The sequence below is a fragment of the Bacteroides sp. GD17 genome, from assembly GCF_038448625.1.
Lineage (GTDB): Bacteria > Bacteroidota > Bacteroidia > Bacteroidales > Bacteroidaceae > Bacteroides.
The window spans coordinates 349862-373703 of record NZ_JBCEZS010000001.1; the positions used below are offsets into that span (position 1 = coordinate 349862).

19 protein-coding genes are annotated in these 23842 nt (G+C 43.2%); 10 read left to right on the forward strand and 9 right to left on the reverse strand.

Annotation, left to right across the window (positions count from 1 at the left end; genetic code table 11):
* Positions 1-10 precede the first annotated feature (10 nt).
* Entirely contained in the window at positions 11-1009 is a 999-nt protein-coding gene (locus tag AAE250_RS01170) for a glycosyltransferase family 2 protein (protein WP_294595383.1), read from the forward strand.
* 3 nt (positions 1010-1012) lie between these two features.
* Here AAE250_RS01170 and AAE250_RS01175 read toward each other — a convergent pair whose 3' ends face one another.
* The 5 genes from AAE250_RS01175 to AAE250_RS01195 all read right to left on the reverse strand — a co-directional run bounded on the left by AAE250_RS01175 (position 1013) and on the right by AAE250_RS01195 (position 6774).
* Positions 1013-1933, reverse strand: a complete 921-nt coding sequence (locus AAE250_RS01175) for a glycosyltransferase family 8 protein (protein WP_294595382.1) — start codon at positions 1931-1933, stop codon at positions 1013-1015.
* Positions 1926-3182 (reverse strand): glycosyltransferase family 4 protein, encoded by a 1257-nt coding sequence (locus AAE250_RS01180; RefSeq protein WP_446715717.1) that lies wholly within the window; start codon positions 3180-3182, stop codon positions 1926-1928. Before AAE250_RS01180 ends, AAE250_RS01175 begins: the two co-directional genes overlap by 8 nt.
* The gene (locus AAE250_RS01185; RefSeq protein ID WP_294595379.1) at positions 3179-4174 is read right to left on the reverse strand and encodes a glycosyltransferase family A protein; all 996 of its coding nucleotides are present in this window, start codon (positions 4172-4174) and stop codon (positions 3179-3181) included. Before AAE250_RS01185 ends, AAE250_RS01180 begins: the two co-directional genes overlap by 4 nt.
* A gap of 126 nt (positions 4175-4300) precedes the next feature.
* Positions 4301-4912, reverse strand: coding sequence for a porin family protein (locus tag AAE250_RS01190; protein WP_294595378.1), 612 nt, complete (start codon positions 4910-4912; stop codon positions 4301-4303).
* 125 nt (positions 4913-5037) lie between these two features.
* Complete coding sequence (locus tag AAE250_RS01195; protein ID WP_294595377.1) at positions 5038-6774, reverse strand: tetratricopeptide repeat protein; 1737 nt, start codon at positions 6772-6774, stop codon at positions 5038-5040.
* A gap of 325 nt (positions 6775-7099) precedes the next feature.
* Here AAE250_RS01195 and AAE250_RS01200 point away from each other — a divergent pair, with 325 nt between their 5' ends.
* A complete protein-coding gene (locus tag AAE250_RS01200; RefSeq protein WP_294595376.1) occupies positions 7100-8938 on the forward strand; it encodes an ABC transporter ATP-binding protein in 1839 nt (612 codons plus the stop codon).
* Positions 8939-9352: 414 nt separating this feature from the next.
* On the opposite strand, the gene AAE250_RS01205 is transcribed toward AAE250_RS01200, so the two are convergent.
* Positions 9353-9985, reverse strand: a complete 633-nt coding sequence (locus AAE250_RS01205) for a ribonuclease H family protein (protein ID WP_294595375.1) — start codon at positions 9983-9985, stop codon at positions 9353-9355.
* Positions 9986-10100: 115 nt separating this feature from the next.
* Between AAE250_RS01205 and AAE250_RS01210 the strand changes: the two genes are divergently transcribed.
* From AAE250_RS01210 to AAE250_RS01235, 6 genes are all read left to right on the forward strand, one after another.
* Complete coding sequence (locus AAE250_RS01210; RefSeq protein ID WP_294595557.1) at positions 10101-10703, forward strand: nitroreductase family protein; 603 nt, start codon at positions 10101-10103, stop codon at positions 10701-10703.
* Positions 10704-10749: 46 nt separating this feature from the next.
* On the forward strand, positions 10750-11277 hold the full coding sequence (locus tag AAE250_RS01215; protein WP_294595374.1) for a shikimate kinase: 528 nt from the start codon (positions 10750-10752) through the stop codon (positions 11275-11277).
* A 108-nt stretch (positions 11278-11385) separates the two neighbouring features.
* Positions 11386-13278 carry a biosynthetic arginine decarboxylase gene (gene speA, locus AAE250_RS01220; protein WP_294595372.1) on the forward strand — a complete coding sequence of 631 codons (1893 nt, stop codon included), beginning with the start codon at positions 11386-11388 and terminating at the stop codon, positions 13276-13278.
* Positions 13278-14051 (forward strand): acetylglutamate kinase, encoded by a 774-nt coding sequence (argB, locus tag AAE250_RS01225; protein WP_294595370.1) that lies wholly within the window; start codon positions 13278-13280, stop codon positions 14049-14051. Before speA ends, argB begins: the two co-directional genes overlap by 1 nt.
* 61 nt (positions 14052-14112) lie before the next feature.
* A complete protein-coding gene (locus AAE250_RS01230; RefSeq protein WP_294595369.1) occupies positions 14113-14622 on the forward strand; it encodes an RNA polymerase sigma factor in 510 nt (169 codons plus the stop codon).
* Entirely contained in the window at positions 14612-15094 is a 483-nt protein-coding gene (locus AAE250_RS01235) for a hypothetical protein (protein WP_294595367.1), read from the forward strand. The genes AAE250_RS01230 and AAE250_RS01235 overlap by 11 nt, the downstream gene beginning before the upstream one ends.
* A 314-nt stretch (positions 15095-15408) precedes the next feature.
* On the opposite strand, the gene AAE250_RS01240 is transcribed toward AAE250_RS01235, so the two are convergent.
* On the reverse strand, positions 15409-16269 hold the full coding sequence (locus AAE250_RS01240; RefSeq protein WP_294595365.1) for a head GIN domain-containing protein: 861 nt from the start codon (positions 16267-16269) through the stop codon (positions 15409-15411).
* A gap of 259 nt (positions 16270-16528) precedes the next feature.
* Between AAE250_RS01240 and AAE250_RS01245 the strand changes: the two genes are divergently transcribed.
* Positions 16529-17233, forward strand: a complete 705-nt coding sequence (locus AAE250_RS01245) for a YgjP family zinc-dependent metalloprotease (protein ID WP_294595364.1) — start codon at positions 16529-16531, stop codon at positions 17231-17233.
* Between the two features lie 39 nt (positions 17234-17272).
* Here AAE250_RS01245 and AAE250_RS01250 read toward each other — a convergent pair whose 3' ends face one another.
* A complete protein-coding gene (locus tag AAE250_RS01250) occupies positions 17273-17677 on the reverse strand; it encodes a hypothetical protein (protein WP_294595363.1) in 405 nt (134 codons plus the stop codon).
* 137 nt (positions 17678-17814) lie between these two features.
* Between AAE250_RS01250 and AAE250_RS01255 the strand changes: the two genes are divergently transcribed.
* The gene (locus AAE250_RS01255; RefSeq protein WP_294595361.1) at positions 17815-19506 is read left to right on the forward strand and encodes a PHB depolymerase family esterase; all 1692 of its coding nucleotides are present in this window, start codon (positions 17815-17817) and stop codon (positions 19504-19506) included.
* A gap of 6 nt (positions 19507-19512) precedes the next feature.
* On the opposite strand, the gene AAE250_RS01260 is transcribed toward AAE250_RS01255, so the two are convergent.
* Positions 19513-23559, reverse strand: coding sequence for a two-component regulator propeller domain-containing protein (locus AAE250_RS01260; protein ID WP_342288619.1), 4047 nt, complete (start codon positions 23557-23559; stop codon positions 19513-19515).
* Between the last annotated feature and the right edge of the window lie 283 nt (positions 23560-23842).

The window sequence follows — 23842 nt, forward strand, 5'->3', positions numbered from 1 at the left end:
ACACACAATAATGGGGAATACGGAAGAATTGCCTTTAATAAGCATTATAGTACCGGTCTATAATGTAAAAGACTATCTGAAGAAATGCCTGGATTCAATCTGCGGACAGACTTACAAGAATCTGGAGATAATCGTGGTCGATGATGGATCTACCGACGGTTCGGGAGAGATATGCGATTCGTATGCTCAATCAGATACTCGTATAAAGGTATTCCACCAGCCGAATGCGGGACAGAGTGTTGCGCGAAATAAAGGACTTTCTGTTGCTCAAGGCGAGTATCTCGGCTTTGTAGATAGTGATGATTGGATTGAACAAGATATGTATGAATCCTTGTACCGTTTGCTGGAAGAGAATGAAGCGGACATTGCTATTTCATCGCATTGGATAGAAAAATCAGGTCGTGCAATTGTAAAATACCAATCAAACAGTCTTACTGTATTTTCGCGTGATGAGGCTATTCGTGCTTTAGTGGAGGATAAACGAGTACGGAATTATGTGTGGGATAAACTATATAAGCGTCTATTGTTTGAGGATATTCTTTTCCCACCCAACAGAATCTTTGAAGACATTGCAATCTCATATAAGATATTTTACAGGACAAAGAAAGTGGTCATGCAGGAAACACCTAAATACCATTATGTAGTCCGTAGTGGGAGTGCAATGCAGAGTAAATATGATCCTTTGAAAGAACATAATCTTTTTTTGAGTGTATACGAACAAGCCAATTTTGTTCTTGAAAAAAGTATTTGGGATGAGGCTGCTGTATATGTATTACGTCGTGGCATACGTTTGATAGATCATACTTTGATGCTCAACTCTTCGTCTTCTATAGATGAAGTTATAAATGATGTACTTGCTAAAATGCATGAATTTGATTATGTTGGATATTCACGTTTGGGCATTGCTTTGTCGTTGAAACTCCATTTTATTTATTACCACTTGACTACATACAGAAAGATATACCGCTTCATAAGATCTTTCTTTAAATCGAAACGTTACAGGTATTAAGTTTTATTTTTTAAGAGCTATTGTACGTCTTTTTTGTATGTGCGTTCTTGTCAATAAGAAGTACCAGAAACTGCGTATATGATAGTATATGGACTCTTTAGCAGTTATTACATTCCAACCATATTGCCGGGCTATCGTTAGATATTGATTCCTATATGGACTGTCACAGCGATGTGACCAAGGTTTACGCTTGCCTGTGAAGTGGATGATACCCGGATTTTCGATAGCTGTGTGCAAATCATTCATTCTCCTCGTCTGTATTAAAGGCTTTGTGAATAGGAAAAAGTCCATAACATTCCATTTGATGGATAGAAACTTTCGTTCTTTGTATAATAAAGCATTCAATACATCTTGATCGTGTAGTTTTATAATATCGTAATTGTCAGCGATAAACTTCTTGCAACATTCCAGTAGGTTCTTTTCTCTCCATGCTTTCAGATTGACGAGCATGACACCTGAGTTAAAGTAAGAATATTCGACCGGGTATCCTAATGCCGTAGGTGCATCTATATCGTATGGCGGCCTTTCTTCAACGGCGGCTACGGAAACGTTATTTATATCTGTTTCCCATAAATCTTTAATAGAACTTGTTACTATTAAGTCGCAATCCAGATATAATATTTTATCGATATTTTCAGGAATAAGCGTGCTCATGAAAAGACGTAAGTAAGCGGCAAGGCTTAAGTGATCCTTTTCTTTAATAGGAAAGTCTTTTATGGATGAGAAATCTACATTATAGAAAAAAATGCTGGTGTTAAATTTTTGGCAGAATGTTGTCAGTCTGTTCTGCTGCGTTGAACTGATATTACTGTTTATAGCATGTATTCTGAAATCCTCTTGTGGATTGTGAATAAACAAACTGCTAAGCATTACACCGCAATACTCAACGTAATTTTCATCTATGTTGCAAACAATATCAATCATTTTTCTTGCCTATATATTCTATGCAATTAGTTAATCTTTGTAATATTAAGTCCCAATTGTAGTTCTTCTGGACATAACTGGCCCCTTTTTCTCCCATTTGGATTCTAAGTTTTTCTGAAGAGTCTATTTTATGCAGTTTTTTGATAAAGTCTTGTTTGCTGAAGTACGCTAGGGCAGCGTGTTTACTCTTCTTGCAATGTTCCTTTAATACATTGCAAAGTCCATTGACTAGCATGGCTTTTTTCATGCTCATTGCTTCAAGCAAAATAAGTGATAAACTTTCATACTTTGAGGGATTTACTACAATCTTTGCATGTTGAATGATTGCCGTCTTTTCGTGTTCATCAACAAAACCAGTGTATATGATATCGGGATGTACAAAAGGTTCTGTAAAAAGGCCGCCGACCATTACAAGCTTCAGTTTCGAATCTTTGTATGTTTCCTTGTAAGTAGTAAAATAGTCAAAAATGTGATGCAGTTTGTTGCGGTCTATTCTTCCTACATATAGCAGGTACTCCGGTGGAAGCTGGTATTTGGCAGTGGTTATAGTCCAGTCCGCAGGGCTTGCTACATCAATACCCACGCTGATAATTCCATGCCGAGACATGGCAGGACCAAAAATCCGTTTCCCTAATTTTTCTTCAGCCTTGGTATTGAAACCTATATAAGCAACTTTGGTAAATACGTTGGTTAGGATGGAACGGAATGAAACACTGTGATAATGCATGGTGGGAATAACCAATGTCCTTTCCGGCGCATACAGTGCAGTGTAATATACTTGAGGGTAATCTAAAGATATTGGAATAATTGCTCTATATTCCTTTTTGTGCTCTTTGATAAATGAAAAGAGTGCAGGTGAATAGAACACATTACTATTGAGCGCGTTTATTTCATATTTTCTTCTATATGTCCAAATAGGGAAAAAGAGCGAAACTAGCGGTAAAAGATATGTTTGATATAGAAACTTTCTTAATTTGCGCGCTCGCTTTGCTCCTCGCATATAGGAGTAAATTTTCTCTTTATTAATAGGGGCAGCTTTAAACCTGCGCACGATAACCCCGTTGATATTTTCTTCTCCTTCGGGAAACTCATTATCTCCGGTAACGTAGTTCTTGACACAAGTAGTCAGAACTTCTACCTGATATTTACCAACCAGCCTTTCAGCCAGCATTTTGCAATGGAATTCAGCACCTCCATTGATATCTTTTCCATATCTTACAACAACAAATGCAATCTTGTTCATATCTATTTCTTTTTTGAATAAGGAGTAAGACAATGCTCTTTAATGTATAAGAAGTATTTTTTATGTTTTCTGCTTTTGCGCAATGTAATCATAATATAAATTTTGCAGCGCAGGTATAGAAAGTAATTCCACTTTGCCCTATTTATTTTCCTCAGTGCTTTGTATAGCTTCTTTTGCGGAACACAATCTGTTAAAGTGAGAATGTCGGAGATAATCAGTTTAAGCCTTTCTTCCAGATTGAACGGGCAATCTTCCGGTTGCTGCGAGTAATAGTGCTCAAGCCAATTGAAAAAGTCAATGGTGGCGTATGCTCTTCTTATTTTTAAAGAGCTGTTGTGGCTTGAAGATATGTTTATGCCGCTATCTCGCCAAAGAATTTTGGCATTAGGAATAGTATAGATGCCTTTCTCTTTTGCACTTACTATTACAGTGGCATTATCTGAGCGATAAGCTAAATCGAAATTGATAAATCCGCCCGATTGATAAAAATGATCAGTTCTAAAAATAAACTCGGGCATTCGTGCATCAATCTGATAGGTATATAAAAGGCGCATATACTCCTCTACCGATAAAACGGAAGGATACTCATTGCATCGCTTTACTATCTTTTCATTGCCGTCTATGATGTCGATATCAAAGTGGAAAACATCAAAATCGCTTTTCTGTTTTAGAGTTTCGTGGAACTTCTCTATACATGTTGGTTCCATAATATCATCATCTGAAAATAAACAGAAAAATTCCTCATTTTGCATCAACTGAAGGCATCTTTCCCATTGTCGGACAAGATTCGTACCTCCTGAGTTAGTGTCGAAGCGTCGATAAGTAATGTTTAGCTTCTCTAAATATTTATTGACGATCTTCTCTAGCTCATAAGGACTATTGTCATCTCCGATATAGACAACGAAATTCTTATCAGTTTGTTGACTTAAAGAATTTAGGGTTTTGTCAAGGTATGCATCTTTATAGGCTGGAATGACAATTGCTAAATTATTCGACATAAATGTAGTTTAGTTTAGGTAAACATTTGATTAATAATGTGCAAAGGTATGATAATAAGTAACCCCCTCCAAATGTTTTGATTGTTTGTTTTCAGAAGGAGCTTTTATTCCATGTCTTTTTCCTGGTTAGAAGAAGTATCCCAATGATAACATCAGGTTACGGTTCTTGTTTCCGCCATTTTCTACGTTGTCAATCAGTCCCCAGTCATATCCGATGGAAAATTGATACTTTTGGCAGAATTCAACTCCGGCTTTTAGTCCGAGACCGAAGTCGAAACGCTTCATGGCATCGTCTCCGAAAACCTTAGCGGAATCATGAATGTTTGATTCGTCAATCAAATATCCAGTTGCCTTCACCTTGCCGAAGAGTCCGACTGCAAAGTAAGGGCCAAAGTTACCAAATACGGCAATGTTGTCATTCACGGCATACTTATAGCCCATGTGTATGGGTATTTCTAAATAGTAAGGATTGAACTTTAGGGATGCATCGTCTCCATTTACTTGTGCTCCTTTCAGGGACAGTAGTGCAGCCATGTCGAGATAAACACCTTGGGCTATCTGAGATAACTCCTTCTCTGCTTTGATGCCGACATGGAAACCTACCTTGCTGCTAAAACCATCGGTGGAGAAATCACTGGAGTTCATACCTGCCATTGCTCCCCATTTGAGACCTTCTTGTGCATGGATGCCAATAACGCCGGTCATCAGTAATACGAATAATACAAAAAACTTTTTCATTATAATATACTTTTGAGGTTATTAATGCCGCAAAATTATTGTTTCATTTAAAGCAAGGGTGTATAAAAAGTGTATAATCTGGGTCGTATAATGCCTTATATATGTATAAAATGTAAGGGAATCATCTAAATAGAACTTTTCAGGGTTTCTTTCAAGGAGGTTTCTTTGTGTGAGAGTCCCATCTTCTGCTCCAAAATACGATTTGCTTTTTTGTAGATGGTATCTCGGGTGCAATTCAGCAAGTAGCCCAAATGTTTAATCGGAAGGTTTGTCAGGTATAAACAACATAGGTGGATTTCTTCTTCTGTCAGATCGTATTCCGATTGCAGGCGCAAGGTAATATTATTCCAGCAACGGTCGGTTTCTGCAATCAGTTGCAGCCAATCTTCTTTTTCCATTGCTTCTTCCGATTTATCAGACTTTTGGTAGGAAAGGATGATGTGCTTCATCTTGTTGTTTACATCTGAATGGTTGAAGCTTTCTTTCAGTAAACTGTTTCTTTCTGTATTTAGTGTATTTAGTTCGCTACATAGCCTTTGTTTTTGTGTTTCGTCGTTATGGTATTTCTCTATTTCGTTTTGCAGATATATTATTCTTTCTTCTTTATGTTGCAGTTCTTGTCTGAGTTGTCTATATTGCTCTTGTATACTGGCTTGCTCGGTAGCTATTTTATTTTTATCTTTTTGTAGCTGTTTGGCGCGGTTACGATACCTTTTTGATGAAAAGAAGGCTATGGTAATAATGATTCCAACTGAAAAAAGGAAGAAGTAGGTACGTTCATTGATTGAAGAGTCGTACTTCTTTTTTTGTTGTGTGATTTGCTGTCTCTTTTCTGCATCAATGATGTCATGGGGCTGGCGGCTTTTTCGCATACTGTCCAAATAAGCAGAGTAATTGCGCTCCATTTCTAAGGAGGTGGCTAAATCTCCTTGTTCTTTGGCTATATCTGCCAGATACATGTAGGCTCCGGCCTTGGTGGCATAGTCTACTGTGGAGAGGGATTTTTGCAGATAGTAGAGGGCGGAATCATATTGTGATGTTTGGTAATATGCGCTTCCAAGAAATTTATAGGCTTCGTAGCATGTTGCACGATTTTTTTGTATGCTAAGATTCCGTTTGGCGAATTCTATTGATTTGTCTCCATCTTCCATCCAATTGTATAATTGACTTAGTGATGAAAATATGTTTCTTTTTAATTGTATGTTGGAGAATTTTTCGGCGATGTCAAGCGCTTTTAGCATCATTCTTTCGGCCTCGGGATAGAATGCTTCTCCCTTTTCCATTCGGATTAATCCTTGCTGTGATAGTGCCTCTGCCTGAAGTATGGAATCTTTCAGTTGGATGGCCATTTGTTCTGTCAATTGAAAGATAGAGTCTGCTTGCTCATTCCAATCTTGTGCATAATATAGATATCCTATATTGTTGTAGATAAGACTTAATAGACGTTTCTCTCCAGCTTCCTTGGCTAAAGGTTGTGCCATGAGGTATTGAGTCATAGCTTCTTTCTTCTTTTTGGAGTCCCGGTAGACACACCCTGAATAATAGTATGCTCTTGCCTGCTTTTCTAGATCGTTTGTCCTATTGTAGTAGGCCAAGGCTGATTGTATCAGGGAATCGTCGGTTTGGATAATGAAATTCTTGTCTTTTGCTTCCGTCATCAAAAGGGCATAATAGGCACTATCGGCTTGGGTTTGCAGGCTGTCCATCGGGAGTGTTTTGAGCATAGACAGAGCCGTGTCTGGTTTCAGCGTGATGAGGGAGTCTATCTTAATCAGACATTCATTGTAGTCTGCTTGATTATCACAGGCGATGAACAGAAGAATGAAAAGGACGGATATGGTTGTAATAGCTGCTTTTCTCATGTAGTAAAATAAGTTTTCGATTAGTCGGGTGCAAATGTACATCTTTTATATCATTTACTGACATACCGGGTGTGGTCACTTTCAACTTTCCTACCTTTTTCTTTGTTCCTCCGGTTGGAATTCATTAATATCGTCCCCAACAAGCAAGGAGAAGAAATCTATTATGTTCTGACCCACGCCAGCGTTTTTTATTGCAAAGTGTCCAAGAAATTTAAAGGTATGTTCGAGTGCATCTACAGGGTTTAAATAGAAATAATGTGAAACTCTTTTCCATTCCCCCGTTTTCTTGTATCTTTGCCCCCCATAATTCACTTAATCACAAGCAATGAAGGAATTCCTGCAACTGATGCGGCGCTTTGTGTCGCCTTATAAGAACTATATCGGCTGGGCAATTGTGCTCAATGTGTTATCCGCTATATTCAACGTTTTCTCATTTACGCTATTGATTCCTATCCTGAATATCCTTTTCAAGACGGGCGATAATACACAAGTCTATCAGTTTATGGAGTGGGGAGCCGGCAGCTTGAAAGAAGTTGCGGTGAATAACTTCTACTACTACGTCACCCGGATGATAGAAACACACGGGCCGACTATGACATTGCTGTTCATGGGACTCTTCCTTGCCTTCATGACGATGCTGAAAACATCCTGCTACTTCGGTTCCTCGGCCATCATGATTCCCCTCCGCACGGGCGTAGTGCGCGATATCCGTATCATGGTCTATTCCAAAGTAATGCATCTGCCGCTCGGCTTCTTCTCCGAAGAGAGGAAAGGAGACATCATTGCCCGTATGAGCGGTGACGTGGGCGAGATTGAAAACTCCATCACCAGTTCGCTGGATATGTTGCTGAAGAATCCGATTCTGATACTTCTTTATTTCTCGACCTTGATTGTCACCAGCTGGCAGTTGACGCTGTTCACCATCCTGGTGCTGCCCGGTATGGGCTGGCTGATGGGGAAAGTCGGCAAGAAGCTGAAACGTAAGTCTTTGGAAGCACAGAGCAAATGGAGCGACACCATGTCTCAGCTGGAAGAAACGCTCGGCGGATTGCGCATCATCAAGGCATTCATTGCCGAAGACAAGATGGTGGACCGCTTCAAGCAATGCAGCAACGAGCTGCGCGATGCAACTAACAAAGTTGCTATGCGCCAGGCACTTGCCCATCCTATGAGTGAATTCCTCGGTACGTTGCTGATAGTGCTGGTGCTTTGGTTCGGCGGTATGCTGATTCTGGGAGAATCTTCTTCTATCGAGGCTTCCACGTTCATCTTCTACATGGTTATATTATACAGCATCATCAATCCGTTGAAGGATTTTGCCAAGGCAGGATACAACATCCCGAAAGGTCTGGCGTCTATGGAGCGTGTCGATAAGATTCTGAAAGCAGAGAACCCGATAAAGGAGCCTGCTAACCCGATGCCTCTGCATGGCATGAACGATCGGATTGAGTTTAAAGACTTGTCTTTCAGCTACGACGGAAAGCGGGAAGTGCTGAAGCACGTCAATCTGACTGTACCGAAAGGACATACGATTGCTCTGGTCGGCCAGTCCGGTTCCGGCAAGTCTACGCTGGTCGATCTGTTGCCGCGCTATCACGACGTACAGTCGGGAGAAATAACGATAGACGGCGTGAATATCAAGAACTTCCGCATCCACGACCTGCGTGCGCTGATAGGAAATGTAAACCAGGAGGCTATCCTTTTCAATGATACCTTCTTCAATAACATCGCTTTCGGTGTAGAGAATGCAACGATGGAGCAAGTCGTCGAGGCGGCGAAGATTGCCAATGCCCACGATTTCATCATGGAGACGGAGAACGGTTATCAGACAAATATCGGTGACCGCGGCGGTAAGTTGTCTGGCGGACAACGCCAGCGCATCAGTATTGCCCGCGCCATCTTGAAGAATCCGCCCATACTGATACTCGATGAGGCTACTTCCGCACTCGATACGGAGAGTGAACGCCTAGTGCAAGAGGCTTTGGAGCGGTTGATGAAGACACGTACCACTATTGCCATTGCCCACCGCCTCAGTACCATCAAGAATGCCGATGAAATCTGTGTGCTCTACGAGGGAGAAATCGTGGAACGCGGCCGGCATGAGGAACTTTTGGCAAAGAACGGCTACTATAAGAGGCTGAATGACATGCAGTCACTCGCCTGATTGCACATCTTTCTCTCCATTTGTTTTTTAGAACTTTCTCCTACATCCTACACCCGGCAGACAATTCATTCACTTACTGATGATTACGGGTGTATAAGAAAACTTGAGGGTGTATAAGGATTATTTATTCCTTATACACCCTCATTGAATCATTGTAACATGCGTTCGATATAAGATATGTAGTTGAGATACTCTGCTTTTAAAGGTCCTGTGAACTTGTTGCAACGATCCTGTAGACTTGTTGCAACGACACTGCAAACATGCTGCAGTCCTGCTGCAAACTATATTGCAGTGTCGCTGCAACTTGTTTGCAGTACCTCTGTAATAGGTTTGCAGTAGTTCTGCAATAGGTTTGCAGTAACTTTGCAGAGGTTTTGCAGCATTAAACATGCATCTTATCTCTTCGTATGCATCTTATTTCCGTCCGAAGTCGGCAGGTACTTCTCCCCACTGCTTGGTCTCCCATTTCAGGATGCGGGTAGTATAAGTGTTCTCGCGCAGCCACTTCTCGGCGCGCTCTATCAATAAGAAAAGTTCTTCGGTCTTGGGTTCGCGTGGTAGTTTTGTCTTACACTTCTTCTGCCTTACCCAGTTGATAGCGTTTACACTATCGCTATAAATAGGCATGTCGAAGCCTTTCTGTTTGAGCAAGGCAAGGCCGTGGACGATGGCAAGGAATTCTCCGATATTGTTTGTGCCATACATCGGTCCGAAGTGGAAAACCTGCTGGCGGCTGCCCACGTGTACGCCTTGATACTCCATTGCTCCGGGATTTCCGCTGCAGGCAGCATCTACTGCAAGGCTGTTCTCTATGACGGCAGCGGGGAGGGGAGCATCTGCGCTTTTAGGGACGTTTGTAGGAGAGGCAGACCGCTTGATGTAATCGTATGGCGAAGCAGCAAAGGCCCTTTCTGCTTCTTCGCGTGTCTCGAACGACTTGAATTTCGCTCCTTCGTAGCCCTTGATTTGCAACTGGCACTCCGTCCAGGATGTGTAAATGCCCGGATTGACTCCTGCCCAAACGACGTAAAATTTCTCCTTCTTCATAATAGGCGACAAAGGTAAGAATATATTCTGCAAAACCGAACAACTTCTCCCCCTCACTTGTTCTATCAATATAGGAAAACAATAAATTAAGAAAACCATTATGAGAGAAAGACATATGAAGAGGACATTTGAAGAGGCTTTGGAGCATCGCCGTACGTATTATTCCATCAACAGTGACTCGCCCGTGCTGGACGAGGAAGTGGTACACGCCATCCGCGTGGCGGTGAAGCATGTGCCGTCGGCATTCAATTCGCAGACAACGCGCGTAGTATTGTTGCTGGGCGACGAACATCAGAAGTTGTGGCGGATCGTGAAAGACCAGCTGAGAGCCCTGGTTCCCGCAGACCGTTTCCAGAAGACAGAAGAAAAGATTGACGGCTCCTTTGCCTGCGGACACGGTACCATCCTCTTCTTTGAGGAACATGCCATCGTGACGAAGCTGGAAGAGCAATTCCCTGCCTACAAGCATAACTTTGCCACCTGGTCGCAGCAGACTTCTGCCATGCACCAATTCGCCATTTGGACCATGCTCGAAGACTTGGGCCTGGGAGCCTCCCTGCAACACTACAACCCGCTGATTGACGAGGAAGTACGCCGCACCTGGCATCTGCCCGAAACGTGGACACTCGTTGCACAAATGCCTTTCGGTACGCCCACCGCCGAGCCGGGTGAGAAGGAATTTGATGATTTGAGCGAACGTATCAAGATTTTCCTTTAAACAGATGAAATAATTTGTTTACCTTTGCCTGCAAAGGTAAGCAGATATGATACGTATTTTCTTGACCGGCTACATGGGAGCCGGAAAAACAACTTTAGGAAAGGCTTTTGCCCGCCAACTGAATGTGCCGTTCATCGACCTGGACTGGCACATCGAAGAACGTTTTCACAAATCAATCCGTGAATTGTTCGCCGAGCGGGGAGAGGCCTCTTTTCGTGAACTGGAACGGACGATGCTGCACGAGGTGGGCGAGTTTGAGGATGTAGTCATTTCCACCGGCGGCGGCACCCCTTGTTTCTTCGATAACATGGACTATATGAACAGTTGCGGACAGACGGTGTTTCTGGACGTACACCCCGATGTGCTGTTCCGGCGCTTGCGCATAGCTACCCAGAAGCGCCCCATCCTGCAAGGCAAGACGGACGAGGAGTTGCGTGCCTTCATTGTGGAGGCATTGGAAAAGCGTGCCCCTTTCTATTCGCGGGCGCTTTATCGTTTTGATGCCGGACGCTTGGAAAGTTATAGTCAGATAGCCGAATCCGTGCAACAATTGCGTAATCTTTTGAACCTTTAATCCCTTGTAAATGTGTATTTTTCGGCCAAAAGAGCGGGAAATATTATATTTATATGTATTTTTGTCCCCCTTTATATTTCAAATCACTAAACTGCAAAGTAACAAAAAATGAGAAAATGGCGTATTGAAGATTCAGAAGAGCTGTACAACATAACAGGTTGGGGCACTTCGTACTTTAGTATCAATGACAAAGGTCATGTTGTGGTAACACCGCGTAAGAATGGCGTTGCCGTCGATTTAAAAGAGTTGGTAGACGAGTTGCAACTGCGCGATGTGACGGCCCCTATGTTGTTACGTTTTCCTGACATCCTCGACAACCGGATTGAGAAAACTTCTTGCTGTTTCAAGCAGGCAGCCGAGGAATACGGTTATAAGGCGGAAAACTTCATCATTTATCCCATTAAGGTGAATCAGATGCGCCCGGTAGTGGAGGAAATCATCAGCCACGGCAAGAAGTTCAACTTGGGGCTGGAAGCTGGTTCCAAACCCGAACTGCATGCCGTGATTGCCATCAATACGGACTCCGATTCGCTGATTATCTGCAACGGCTACAAAGATGAGAGCTATATAGAGTTGGCTTTGCTTGCTCAGAAGATGGGTAAGCGCATCTTCCTTGTAGTAGAAAAAATGAACGAGCTTAAACTGATTGCCAAGATGGCGAAGCAGTTGAACGTAAGACCTAATATCGGTATTCGCATTAAGCTGGCTTCTTCGGGAAGTGGCAAGTGGGAAGATTCCGGCGGGGATGCAAGCAAGTTTGGTCTGTCTTCCAGCGAATTGCTCGAGGCGCTCGACTTTTTGTCGGATAAAGGCTTGCAGGATTGTCTGAAATTGATACATTTTCACATCGGTAGCCAGGTGACGAAGATACGCCGCATCAAGACTGCACTTCGTGAGGCTTCGCAATTCTATGTCCAGTTGCATGCCATGGGCTTTAAGGTGGAGTTTGTGGATATAGGCGGTGGTCTTGGCGTGGATTATGACGGGACCCGTTCTTCCAGCAGTGAGAGCAGTGTGAACTATTCCATTCAGGAATACGTCAACGACTCCATATCTACCTTGGTAGATGCCAGCGATAAGAATGGCATTCCCCATCCTAATATTATCACCGAGAGCGGACGCGCTCTGACCGCCCATCACTCCGTGCTCATCTTCGAGGTGCTGGAAACCACTACTTTGCCCGAGTGGGACGATGACGAAGTGGTGACGGAAGACGACCATGAACTGCTACGCGAACTTTATGGCATTTGGGACACACTGAACCAGAACAAGATGCTGGAAGCCTGGCACGATGCGCAGCAGATTCGCGAAGAAGCGCTCGACTTGTTCAGCCACGGTATTGTGGACTTGAAGACACGTGCGCAGATAGAACGTCTGTATTGGTCTATCATGCGCGAAGTGCATCAGATAGCAAGCGGACTGAAACATGCTCCCGATGAATTCCGCGGTCTTCCTAAGCTGCTGGCGGATAAATATTTCTGTAACTTCTCGCTCTTCCAGTCCTTGCCGGACTCGTGGGCGATAGACCAGATATTCCCCATTATGCCTATCCAGCGCCTGGACGAGAAACCCGAACGCTCCGCCACTTTGCAGGACGTGACTTGCGACTCCGACGGAAAGATAGCCAACTTTATCTCTACGAAGAATGTGGCACACTACCTGCCGGTGCACTCCCTGAAGAGCAAGGAGCCTTATTATGTAGGTGTGTTCCTGGTGGGCGCTTATCAGGAAATCTTGGGCGATATGCACAATCTATTCGGCGATACCAATGCCGTACATATCTCTGTCAGTGACAAGGGGTACTCCATCGATCAGGTGATTGACGGTGAAACAGTTGCCGAAGTGCTGGACTACGTGCAATACAGTCCTAAGAAACTGGTGCGTACCCTCGAAACCTGGGTGTCGCAATCGGTCAAGGAAGGGCGCATTTCGCTGGAAGAAGGAAAAGAATTCTTGTCTAACTATCGTTCCGGACTCTACGGATATACTTATTTGGAATAATGAGAGAAAAACTTACTGTAATCAAAGTGGGTGGCAAAATCGTAGAAGAGGAAGCCACCCTCTACAAGTTGTTGGATGACTTTGCCGCCATCGACGGTTATAAAGTCCTGGTACACGGGGGCGGACGCTCGGCTACCAAGCTGGCCGCCCAACTGGGTATTGAAAGCAAAATGGTAAATGGACGTCGCATCACCGATGCCGAAACCCTGAAAGTGGTGACAATGGTGTACGGCGGATTGGTAAACAAGAACATCGTAGCCGGACTGCAGGCGCGCGGCGTCAATGCACTGGGGCTTACGGGTGCCGATATGGATGTGATCCGCTCCGTGAAGCGTCCCGTGAAAGAAGTGGACTATGGCTTTGTGGGCGATGTGAAGCAGGTAAATGCTGCTTTCCTGGGCGACCTGATCCATAAAGGGGTCGTTCCCGTGATGGCTCCGCTGACGCACGACGGCAACGGACACATGCTGAATACGAACGCCGACACCATTGCCGGCGAAACGGCCAAGGCACTGGCAAGCCTGTTCGACGTAACCCTGGTCTTCTGTTTTGAGAAGAAAGGTGTATTGCGCGACGAAAACGATGACGACAGCGTCATTCCGCAGATTACACCTGCTGAATTCCAGCAATACGTGGCCGACGGAGTGATTCAAGGAGGTATGATTCCGAAACTGGAGAACTCTTTTGAGGCATTGAATGCCGGTGTGTCCGAAGTCGTAATTACCTTGGCTTCAGCGATTAATGGAAACAGTGGAACCCGAATCAAAAAATAATTCAGAAAAAAGTGGTGGTAAGCTGTAACTTTCTGTATACTTAACCGTCAATTTATTAGAGATGCAAGAACTCAGCTTTCGTAATGACATTCTCCCTCTGAAAGACAAGCTCTTTCGGTTAGCCCTGAGAATAACGTTCGATAGGGCAGAAGCAGAGGATGTTGTGCAGGAAACGCTGATAAGGGTCTGGAACAAGCGTGATGAGTGGACGCAATTCGGTTCTGTCGAAGCCTATTGCCTGACAGTGGCAAAGAATCTGGCGATAGACCGCAGCGAAAAGAAAGATGCTCAGACCGTGGAGTTGACTCCTGAAATGGAGGAGGCCTCAGATGCATCGAGCCCTTACGAGAAGTTGGTGAACAAAGAACGTATGACGTTGATACACCGGCTGATGAACGAGCTTCCCGAGAAACAACGACTGATTATGGAGTTGAGGGACATCGAAGGTAAGAGCTACAAGGAAATAGCGGCAGCCTTGAACTTGACCGAGGAACAAGTAAAAGTAAACCTCTTCAGGGCGCGGCAAAAAGTAAAACAAAAGTTTATAGATATAGAAGGTTATGGACTCTAAATATATAGAACAACTCTTGGAACGCTACTGGCAGTGCGAGACTTCCCTCGAAGAAGAAGCGCAGCTACGTACATTCTTTAGTGAAGGCAATGTTCCCGCACATCTGCTTCGCTACAAGGACTTGTTTGTATATCAGCAGTTTCTGCAAGAAGACCGTCTGGGCGAAGATTTCGACGCACGGGTACTTGCCGAAGTGGAAGTTCCGGTAGTCAAGGCCAAGCGCCTGACGTTGACCGCTCGCTTCATGCCGTTGTTCAAAGCCGCCGCAGTAGTGGCAGTGGTTCTTTCGTTGGGGAATGTGATGCAACATTCATTTTTCTCGGATGTGAAGGAGGTAGCCGCCGCCGATACCATCGGCAAACAAATTTCCGCACCGTCGGTCGCTCTTTCGGGAGAGGCAGCCGTGACGCACGAGAAGCAGCTGATAGACAGCCTGCGGCGTGTAGAGAAGGAAGCGGAAATCAAGGAATAGATGTTTTCATTTGCTTTTTAAAAATAACATTTTCATTTGCTTTAAACATAATATAGTTAGTGTGCTTTATTAAAACAACTTGAGGCTGTGAAGTTTCAATTCTCTCAAAATCTTATAAAAAACTAACTAAGATAGATGGGACGCCGCGTGATGCAGCGTCCCTTTATTTTTTTATGCCCTTCTCCAAGGAGGTGGTAAAAACACGAAAGGCTTCCTCCCGGAAGCCTTACGCCATTCATATAGGTTATTTTTAGAGAGAATCTAGTTTAGGTCTGTTTATTCATTAATCTTAAAATATATACAATCAATCCCAATTAGAGCTTATACAATCCTTTCTTCGGGTAATCCAGTTCCGGATTTCCTTTGTAGCCTACGCTTCCGCTTCCGGCAGTACGTACTTTCAGGAAATCGGTTGCATGGCATTTGATGTCGCCCGAGCCGGTTACGCTGGCAGAGATTCTCTTGGCTTGGAAGTCGGAAGCGAACAAATCACCCGATCCTGCTACGCTGTATTCTGCTTCTTCGGTGCTTCCGCTCAGTTTTACTGTACCCGAACCTGCTACGGAGGCAATGGTGGAAGCCGCTGTAACGTTATCCAACTTCATGTCACCCGATCCTGCCACTGAAACTTTAAGGTTATTGCAAGTAATATTGCTGCTATTGATATCTCCCGATCCAGCAACGGAAATGTTGAGGTCTGTGCAAGAGATGTTATTGCCTTCTATATCTCCCGAACCTGCAACAGATATTTTGAGTTCATCTGTCTTCAGTCCGTTGGCCAGTTCTATGTCTCCTGAGCCTGCTACGGCTATGCCGTTCAGTTTCTCGGCAGAAACGCGGATTTTCAACTTATCGTAAGATACACTGACATTCTTCTTGAAGCCTACGATGAGAGTATTGCCCTCTACGCGGATATCCAGCAAGTCTACGATGTTGTCCGAAGTATACACTTCTACTGACGGCTTACCGGGTTTCTGTGTATAGGTGACGTCCGGACTGCCGGATACACTCAGTTTGGTGAAGTTATCAACCTTGATATCTTTGGTTACATAGTTCTTGCTGGCTTTCACTGTTTTGCCGCGAGAACCGCCGGAACTATACGTGTGCTGTTGTGAACAAGCTGTTGTACTGAATGCCAAGATGGCGATTGTGAGGAATGCTGTTAAACTTTTCATATTCGTTCGTTTTTATAATTTGCTTTATATGTTAGACGTTATTTGTTTCAAGAAAGTTGCATGCCAAAATGCTTTTTTCTTTTGAAATGTTTAGCTGGTATTCTTTAGTCAATTCCCGTGCCATAAATATAACTTGCTGATTCTTAGAAAGAAGAACTTTGGGCCGGGTGTTCGTTTTCGGACACTTCGTTCGCTTTTGGCAGACAAATCCTTGTTTTTTCGGACGATTCTTCGTTCATTTGTCCATTCATTAAAGTAGATGGTGACAGAACGTATTTTAGAAGATAAGGAGCTGGGGCGTTTGTTTATCCGGGTGAATGCCCGGGCAAGGCGCTTGACTTTCCGGACGAAGGAAGACGGGGTGTATGTAACCGTACCTCCCGGCACTACGCTTGCCGAAGTAAAGAATGCGATAGAGCAACTTCGTCCGCGGTTGAGGAATGCCAGGCAGAAGCAGGTTCGTCCGTTGATTGATTTAGATTACCGGATTGATACGGAGTTCTTTAAGTTGAGTTTGACAAGCGGCCAGCGGGAACGTTTCCTGTCGCGTTCGGAGTTGGGTGAGATGCAGATAATTTGTCCGCCCGATGCCGACTTTACGGATGAGAACCTGCAAGCCTGGTTGCGAAAGGTGATTGAAGAGGCTTTGCGGCGCAATGCGAAGATTATCCTTCCTCCCCGTTTGTATATGCTCTCCATGCAGCACAATCTTCCCTATAAAAGTGTGAAGATCAATTCAAGCAGCGGGCGCTGGGGGAGTTGCTCGGCACGCGGCAATATCAATCTTTCCTATTATCTGGTGCTTCTTCCCAAGCATTTGATAGACTACGTTTTGCTCCACGAGCTGGCACATACCCGCGAGATGAACCACGGAGAACGTTTCTGGGCGTTGCTCGACAAAATGACGGATGGAAAGGCGCAGGCATTGCGGAATGAGTTGAAAGGGTATCGCACAGACTTCTGAAATAGAAGTCGTTCAAGCATATTTCCCGGATTGTATTCTTTACCTGTCTTCTTGTGCCAACTGCTTCACCTCTTCCCCTTCCTTCTCGAACCGGTATTTTCCTCCTTTCTCGCTCAATTCGAACAAGGAGAGTTTTTCGGTGAGGTTATCGACTATCATCAGTGCGCTTTGCTCTGCAAACCGTTTCACTTCGATAGTGAAAGGTTCTTCGGTCATTTTTTGGTTTACCAGCAGGCTGTCGTTGATGAAGATAGATGTGGAGTCACCGGCAAAGCCTTTTACCAGAGTGACGGTATAGGTTTCGATAAAGTTCCGTCCTTCCTTTTTCTGTTGTTGCAGCCTCATGCTCATATAGACGAAGATTACGACCACGAAAATCACTGCAAAGGCAAGGAGGCCGTTGCCTATCATAAATTGCTTGTTGGTATTGAGACGGTGTGCCATAAAAGCTGATTTTAAGAAACACTGCAAATGTAACGAATAAAATTGAACCGACAGACAAACTTTTGAACAAATAGGAAATAATGTTTTAGGGGTAATTCGCTAATATTGCAGTCATAAAACTAATTGTTAAGAATACTATGAAACTAAAATTCGTCTTTTTACTCTTGTTGTCTGTATTTGCTTTGCAGATGAAGAGTGCTGATGGAACTCCTGACGGACTTCCTCCTTTTGTTCGTTTTCCCGGGTTAGAGCAGGAAACTTATATTACGCGCGATACGTGTAAGAATGTCCAGGGGCGTTTTCCCGGTTTCTCTCCTTTTTTTCTTGTTTATCCCGATAAGCCTTGCGATGCTGCCGGAGCTACGGCTTTGATCAATGAACTGGGCATTGCGGAGTATGCCCATAAGTATTCGGGAACGGTTTGTGTTATGAATCCGTTGGGAAAGGAGTATGATGCGATTAAAGACTTGGAGGGGTATAAAAACTTCCTGAACAAAATGCGGATTTTTACAAATCTGAAGATAATCGGTATCGGTGCAGGAGCAACATTCGTTAATAAGGCCATAGCCGGACACGCAGGTGCCGTGGCAGGTATTGTTTCCCTGAATGGGCGGCCGGCTAAGGTGGGTAAGGATGTCGCTTCTGTTCCTGCGTTTATTGGCGGAGTGCGCAGTCGGCAGGTAGCAGCTGCCTATATTGAGCAGAATCAGGCGGAACTGGTACGAAAGGCAGACGGTTTGGCTTATTATGCCAATCGACAAGAACCGTTGCAGCAGGTCGTGGTCAGTACAAACAAATATGTTTCGTTGAAAGAGGCGTTTGCCGAAGCTTGGGAGGTTCTACTTTGCAAGAACTATCGTTTCAATAATTATAAGCATACCTGGTATACGGGGGCGTTATCCGATCAATATGGTGCGTATGAGTTGGAGCCTTATATAATGCCCGAAGACTGGGGAATCACGCGTCGGGTGATAGAAAAAGACCTGATAGGGACGGGAAATTTCTTGTGGTATGAGTTTCATCCGGAAGCTACTTTAAAAGCGGAAAAAGGTACTGTGCCTTTGTTGCTTCTGCTGCATGGCAACAATAATGATCCTCGTACGCAGGCCGAGACGTCTGGTTTCATTGAACTTGCAGGCAAGGAGAACTTCATTGTTGCGGAGCTGGAGTGGCAAGGCAATGGTTATGCTGCTATGGGTTTGGATGGCATTGAGCAGGTGGTATATCATTTATTGAAGACGTATCCTCAGATAGATCCTTCTCGAGTATATGCTGAAGGCCTTTCAGCCGGGGCAGCTACGGCTACGGGACTTGGCATCCGCAAATCGCATGTGTTTGCCGCCGTGGGCGCTCAGTCGGCAGGTCTGACTCCCAATCGGTATATGTTCGGTTATAATGGTGAAGCACTGATGAATGAAGCCGTACAGAAACGGGGGAATGTGGAAACTGCGTATTTCTCGGTTACCGGTACGGATGATGAGGTGGTTCCTTTTGTAAACGAAAGCAACTGGCGTACCAATGCCTTTTTCTGTGCGTGGACTGCCTATCAGACCATGAATGGCATGGAAGTGAGCAGTCGGCCGGATTTTTCGAAAGATGCAACTTTCGGTATCGAACTGAAAGATAGGAAAGTGCTTCATACAAACAAGCGCATCACAATGGAAGCAGGGGTACTTTACAAAGGCGATGTCCCTCTGATTAAAATGGTGGCTGTGAATGACTACGGTCATTGGAACTTTAAGCCGGATGCGCAGTTAATGTGGGATTTCTTTAAGCATTTTTCGCGCGATCCGTTGACGAAAAAGTTGATTTATAGTAAGTGCCCCTAACGATACTTATTGATATTCACTTGGGTTTACACCAAATTGCTTTTTGAAGCAGGTAGAGAAGTGGGAAAGGGTATTAAAACCAGTCATGTCTGCAATTTCAGAAATGGTATAGATTCCTTCTTTAATTAGTTCGGCTGCTCGGTTCAGTTTATAAGTTCTGAAGAAAACACTTGGGTTTTTACCGGTCAGCCCTTTCACTTTGTAGTAGAATTTGGTACGGGAGATTTTGAGTAATTCGGTCATTCGTGTGATGTCCAATTCGGGATTATCCAACTCATTTTCCATTAATTTATATAGTTCTGCCATAAAAGCTTCATCTTTTGGGGTAAGGACAAATTCATTCGTTTGGCTTGTCCGGGTATTTTGTACTAAGAAATTACGCACTTTGTCACGGTTTGTCAATAGTGATTCGATTAAAGCCAGTAAATAGGCCGGTTCGAAAGGTTTGGGTACGTATGCATCTGCTCCTGTGTGTAATCCTTCTATTTGGTTTTCCATGGTAGCTTTAGCTGTTACCAGAATAACCGGTATGTGGCAAAATTGTAGATTTGCTTTAATCTCCTTACAAAGCTGATATCCGTCCTTGTCCGGCATTAGTACATCGCTCAGTACTAAGTCCGGTGCTTCCTCGGCAATGGTCTGAAGGATATTATTGGAATTGAATCGGCTGATAATATGATAGTATGGGGTCAATAATATCTGTAAATAATGCATTATGGTTGGGTCATCATCTACTATTAATACCGTTTTCGGATTTATTTGATCTTTATGGCTGTCGTCCGGTTGTATCTCTGCAGGTTTTATGGGAATATTGTTTATGGGCGTTTTGGGGCCATAGCATCGCTCTTCTTTGGTGTATGAAAAGTCATCTGCGGGCAAGACCAGGGTGAATACGGCACCTCCTCCTTCCTTTCGGTTTGCCGCTTCAAGGTACCCATGGTGTAGTTTGGCAAGGCTGCGGGCATAATAGAGCCCTATGCCTGTTCCCCAGTTGTAGGTACCTTTATTTTCTTTAATCTGATAGAATCGTTCAAATATCTTTTCCAGCTGATCTTCCGGGATATTTTCTCCGGTGTTGGCTATAGAAATCTGGACGTATCGGGTACTTTTGTCTTGTTCTGTCAATTTGAAGGACTGTTCGATTTCTTGGCGCATGACAGTGGCAAATGAAACCTCTATTTCACCTCCTGCGGGAGTGAACTTCATGGCATTGGAAAGCAGGTTGCTTAGTATTTTTTCAACTTTGTCTTCATCTGCCCAGCTGAGAATATCATTGTGTAAGCCTTGAGGGATTATAGTTATGTTTTTACTTTGGGCGTTGATACTGAAAAAACTGATGATTTGTTTGATGGTAGAAGTGAGATTTGTCTGCTGCACTTCCAGTCCTAAACTATTGTTGTCTATCTTATTGAAATCAAGTAGCTGGTTGACCAATCGGAGCATCCGTAAGATGCCATCTTGTAGAATATTTAAAAGTTCCTTGTTGGGTGCAGCATTGGCAGGAACGGCACACAATTGCCTGATAGATCCCAGCATCGTTGTCAGCGGTGTACGGAATTCATGCGATATGTTGGTAAAATAGCTCATGTGTATTTTGTTCATCTTCTGCTCTTGTGCTTTCTCTTGTTCGGCACGATATGCGGTTTCTTTTTCAATTTTTATGCGCCGCCAACTGTGTATGAGTATGCCGGCTATTCCGATGATTGCCAGAGTATACAGGCATCTTGCCCACCAAGTATCCCAAGGAGCTGGTTTGATGATGATGCGTAATCGTTTTTCTTTTCCAATTATACTTTGGTCTTCATTGGTAATTTTTATTTTGAAGATGTAAGTTCCTGCAGGAAGGTTGGCATAATAAGCTTCCCGGTTAGTGTATGCGTGTATCCAGTAGCGGTCAATGCCCTCCAACTGGTAATGATAGTGTATTCGTTCGTATTCACTATAATCCAGTGCGGCAAATGATATGCTGAAACTGGTCTGGTCGTGTCTCAGATGTATGTCAGGTTGGCAGGAGAGGTCTTTTTCGATGATTGCATTTTCTCCGGGCTGTATAAGTTGATTGTGAATTTTCAGACTTTCGAATTTTAGGGGAATGTTGTATTTATAGAAAGCCTCCATAGGATTGAAGAATGTTATTCCGTGGGTTCCTCCGAATATCAAAGTACCGTCTGAAAGCCGACAAGATGCACGGTCATAGAATTGATTGCCCTCGATGCCGTCACTTGCATAATAATTGCTGACTTGGTTTGTCCGGCGTTCGTACTTGCTTAATCCGTATAATGTAGATATCCAGATATTTCCTTGTACATCTTCTTCGATACTGCAAACTTCTGTGCAGGCAATGCCGGGAATAGCTACTAACTTCTGATTTTGAGGGCTGTATCGTAAAAGACCGTTATAGGAGGTACCAATCCAGATATCTCCCTGGCTGTCTTCGTACAATGTGGTAGGGATAAATTTGGAACGTCGTATGCAGGTAGCACTGTCGGCTCTCGAAATGTTTATCATTTGACTTTTCCACGTATCGGGGTTTACTAAACGAATCCTATTGGCAAAGGAGGCGATTAAAATTTCTCCATTGGAGAGAGGACGTATGGCAGGAGTAAAGGTGAAATACGATTTGGGATAAAGGGATATGGGCGTGAAATCTTTTTCACCTTCTCTCAGAGCATATATTGTTTGGCTAAAACTGCCTACCCATATCGTTCCGTTACGGTCTTGTACTATGCATAGTGGATGAGGAATGGAGAAAGTTTTTGTTGCTGTTAGTTGATTGTTTTCAAAGGTACATTTTATTATTTGATTAGTGTTGGTAGCCACCCAAATATGTTGATCTTTATCATGGTAGATGTGCTTGATGACTATATTCCCGGAATTTTCAGCAGGTATTATTTTATTAATATCTACGGCTTTTATGTGTTGCGTATTTAAGTTGTAGATGTACATGCCGTCTTTTAGGGTTGATATATATAGATTATGTTGGTCGGCATCAATGGCAATAATGGATTTTTGACTGAAAAAGGAACGTAGATAATTGTTGCTGTTGAAGCGTTCCTTATAATGATACCGTACGGTATATCCTTGGTCTTGGGAACCTATCCATAGATTCTTGTGAGAATCGGTAAACATACAGTTAACTCCATATTGTGGAACTTCAAAAGGAAATTCTTTTTCTTTCTCATTTATGATAATGTCTTTCTTTTCGTTGTAAAGGAACATATTGTTTTGCGTACAGATTAGCAGACTGTTTTTTTCGTATGGATGTATGTAGTTAATAGCGTTTTTTGATAAAATGGGATGTCTTTTTATAGCATCAGGGAGTGCTTTGAATCGTTTGTTCTCGGTGTCAAATATGAAAAGACGGTTATTGCTCACCAACCATAAAGATGTACGATTATGCATGTAGGAATATGTAATCCTCTGATGCATTGGAATAGAGTCTCTCAATTTCATGTTCGAAGAATCATAACATCTTATGGAAGTAGGGTTGACGGCCCATAGATGATTGTTCCTGTCAATGTAGCAAGTTTGCTTATAGGTGTTGTCCGGGTCGAAGTTAAAAAAAATAGGATTGAAACTTTCTGTTTCGGGATTATATACGCACAGATGCACAATCATGTTTAAAAAGATTTTTCCATTTTTATTTTCTATCAGTTGATATCCATTTTTGTTGCTGTATGGTACGTTTATGGGAATCTGACGGAAGTTGTCTTGGTCGGTATATTGGCAGACACCGTTGGTAGTTGCTATCCATAAGCGTTTACGTGAGTCCATAAAGATGTCCTGAATTCTGTCCCCGGGCAGTTGAAGGGTATCGGAGGAACTATAATATTGCCGATACTCATGTGCATTGAATTTATTTAGTCCCCGGGCAGTACCTATCCAAATGTAACCTTGTGCATCTTCTTGAAAAGCCGTAATGTTTTGATTGGAGATGGTTGCTGAAATTTTCGAAACATCCGGATTGTTCGTTTCCTCTTTCACAGTGATTGGCTTGCATGAGATTATAGTAATTGCAGATAAAACTATGATGAATATGATATGTGTTTTCATGATAAAGATGCATTAAAGTAAATCTTACAATGGAACGGACAAAAGTAGAAAGAAAATTGGTAGGTAACATTTGCCGATGAAGTGATTTTCTGGTCAGAATTATGTTGTAAGACATCTTTTGAACATATTGACAAATTTTTGAACGTGCAAGAAACAAAGGTTGAACAAAGAGAAAATATTTATGTATTTCCCCAATACTATTTTAGAGGTTCTTTTGATAAAATTGCACCAAGAGTACTACAATATAAATGAATGTAGTTTTTTTATTAACAAGTCTAATTAT

Excerpts from the sequence above, each read along its gene's own strand:
- AAE250_RS01170 (WP_294595383.1), top strand. The coding sequence starts at position 11 with ATGGGGAATACGGAAGAATTGCCTTTAATAAGCATTATAGTACCGGTC.
- AAE250_RS01175 (WP_294595382.1), bottom strand. The coding sequence starts at position 1,933 with ATGATTGATATTGTTTGCAACATAGATGAAAATTACGTTGAGTATTGC.
- AAE250_RS01185 (WP_294595379.1), bottom strand. The coding sequence starts at position 4,174 with ATGTCGAATAATTTAGCAATTGTCATTCCAGCCTATAAAGATGCATAC.
- AAE250_RS01190 (WP_294595378.1), bottom strand. The coding sequence starts at position 4,912 with ATGAAAAAGTTTTTTGTATTATTCGTATTACTGATGACCGGCGTTATT.
- AAE250_RS01195 (WP_294595377.1), bottom strand. The coding sequence starts at position 6,774 with ATGAGAAAAGCAGCTATTACAACCATATCCGTCCTTTTCATTCTTCTG.
- AAE250_RS01200 (WP_294595376.1), top strand. The coding sequence starts at position 7,100 with ATGAAGGAATTCCTGCAACTGATGCGGCGCTTTGTGTCGCCTTATAAG.
- AAE250_RS01205 (WP_294595375.1), bottom strand. The coding sequence starts at position 9,985 with ATGAAGAAGGAGAAATTTTACGTCGTTTGGGCAGGAGTCAATCCGGGC.
- AAE250_RS01210 (WP_294595557.1), top strand. The coding sequence starts at position 10,101 with ATGAAGAGGACATTTGAAGAGGCTTTGGAGCATCGCCGTACGTATTAT.
- AAE250_RS01215 (WP_294595374.1), top strand. The coding sequence starts at position 10,750 with ATGATACGTATTTTCTTGACCGGCTACATGGGAGCCGGAAAAACAACT.
- speA (WP_294595372.1), top strand. The coding sequence starts at position 11,386 with ATGAGAAAATGGCGTATTGAAGATTCAGAAGAGCTGTACAACATAACA.
- argB (WP_294595370.1), top strand. The coding sequence starts at position 13,278 with ATGAGAGAAAAACTTACTGTAATCAAAGTGGGTGGCAAAATCGTAGAA.
- AAE250_RS01230 (WP_294595369.1), top strand. The coding sequence starts at position 14,113 with ATGCAAGAACTCAGCTTTCGTAATGACATTCTCCCTCTGAAAGACAAG.
- AAE250_RS01235 (WP_294595367.1), top strand. The coding sequence starts at position 14,612 with ATGGACTCTAAATATATAGAACAACTCTTGGAACGCTACTGGCAGTGC.
- AAE250_RS01240 (WP_294595365.1), bottom strand. The coding sequence starts at position 16,269 with ATGAAAAGTTTAACAGCATTCCTCACAATCGCCATCTTGGCATTCAGT.
- AAE250_RS01245 (WP_294595364.1), top strand. The coding sequence starts at position 16,529 with ATGGTGACAGAACGTATTTTAGAAGATAAGGAGCTGGGGCGTTTGTTT.
- AAE250_RS01250 (WP_294595363.1), bottom strand. The coding sequence starts at position 17,677 with ATGGCACACCGTCTCAATACCAACAAGCAATTTATGATAGGCAACGGC.
- AAE250_RS01255 (WP_294595361.1), top strand. The coding sequence starts at position 17,815 with ATGAAACTAAAATTCGTCTTTTTACTCTTGTTGTCTGTATTTGCTTTG.
- AAE250_RS01260 (WP_342288619.1), bottom strand. The coding sequence starts at position 23,559 with ATGAAAACACATATCATATTCATCATAGTTTTATCTGCAATTACTATA.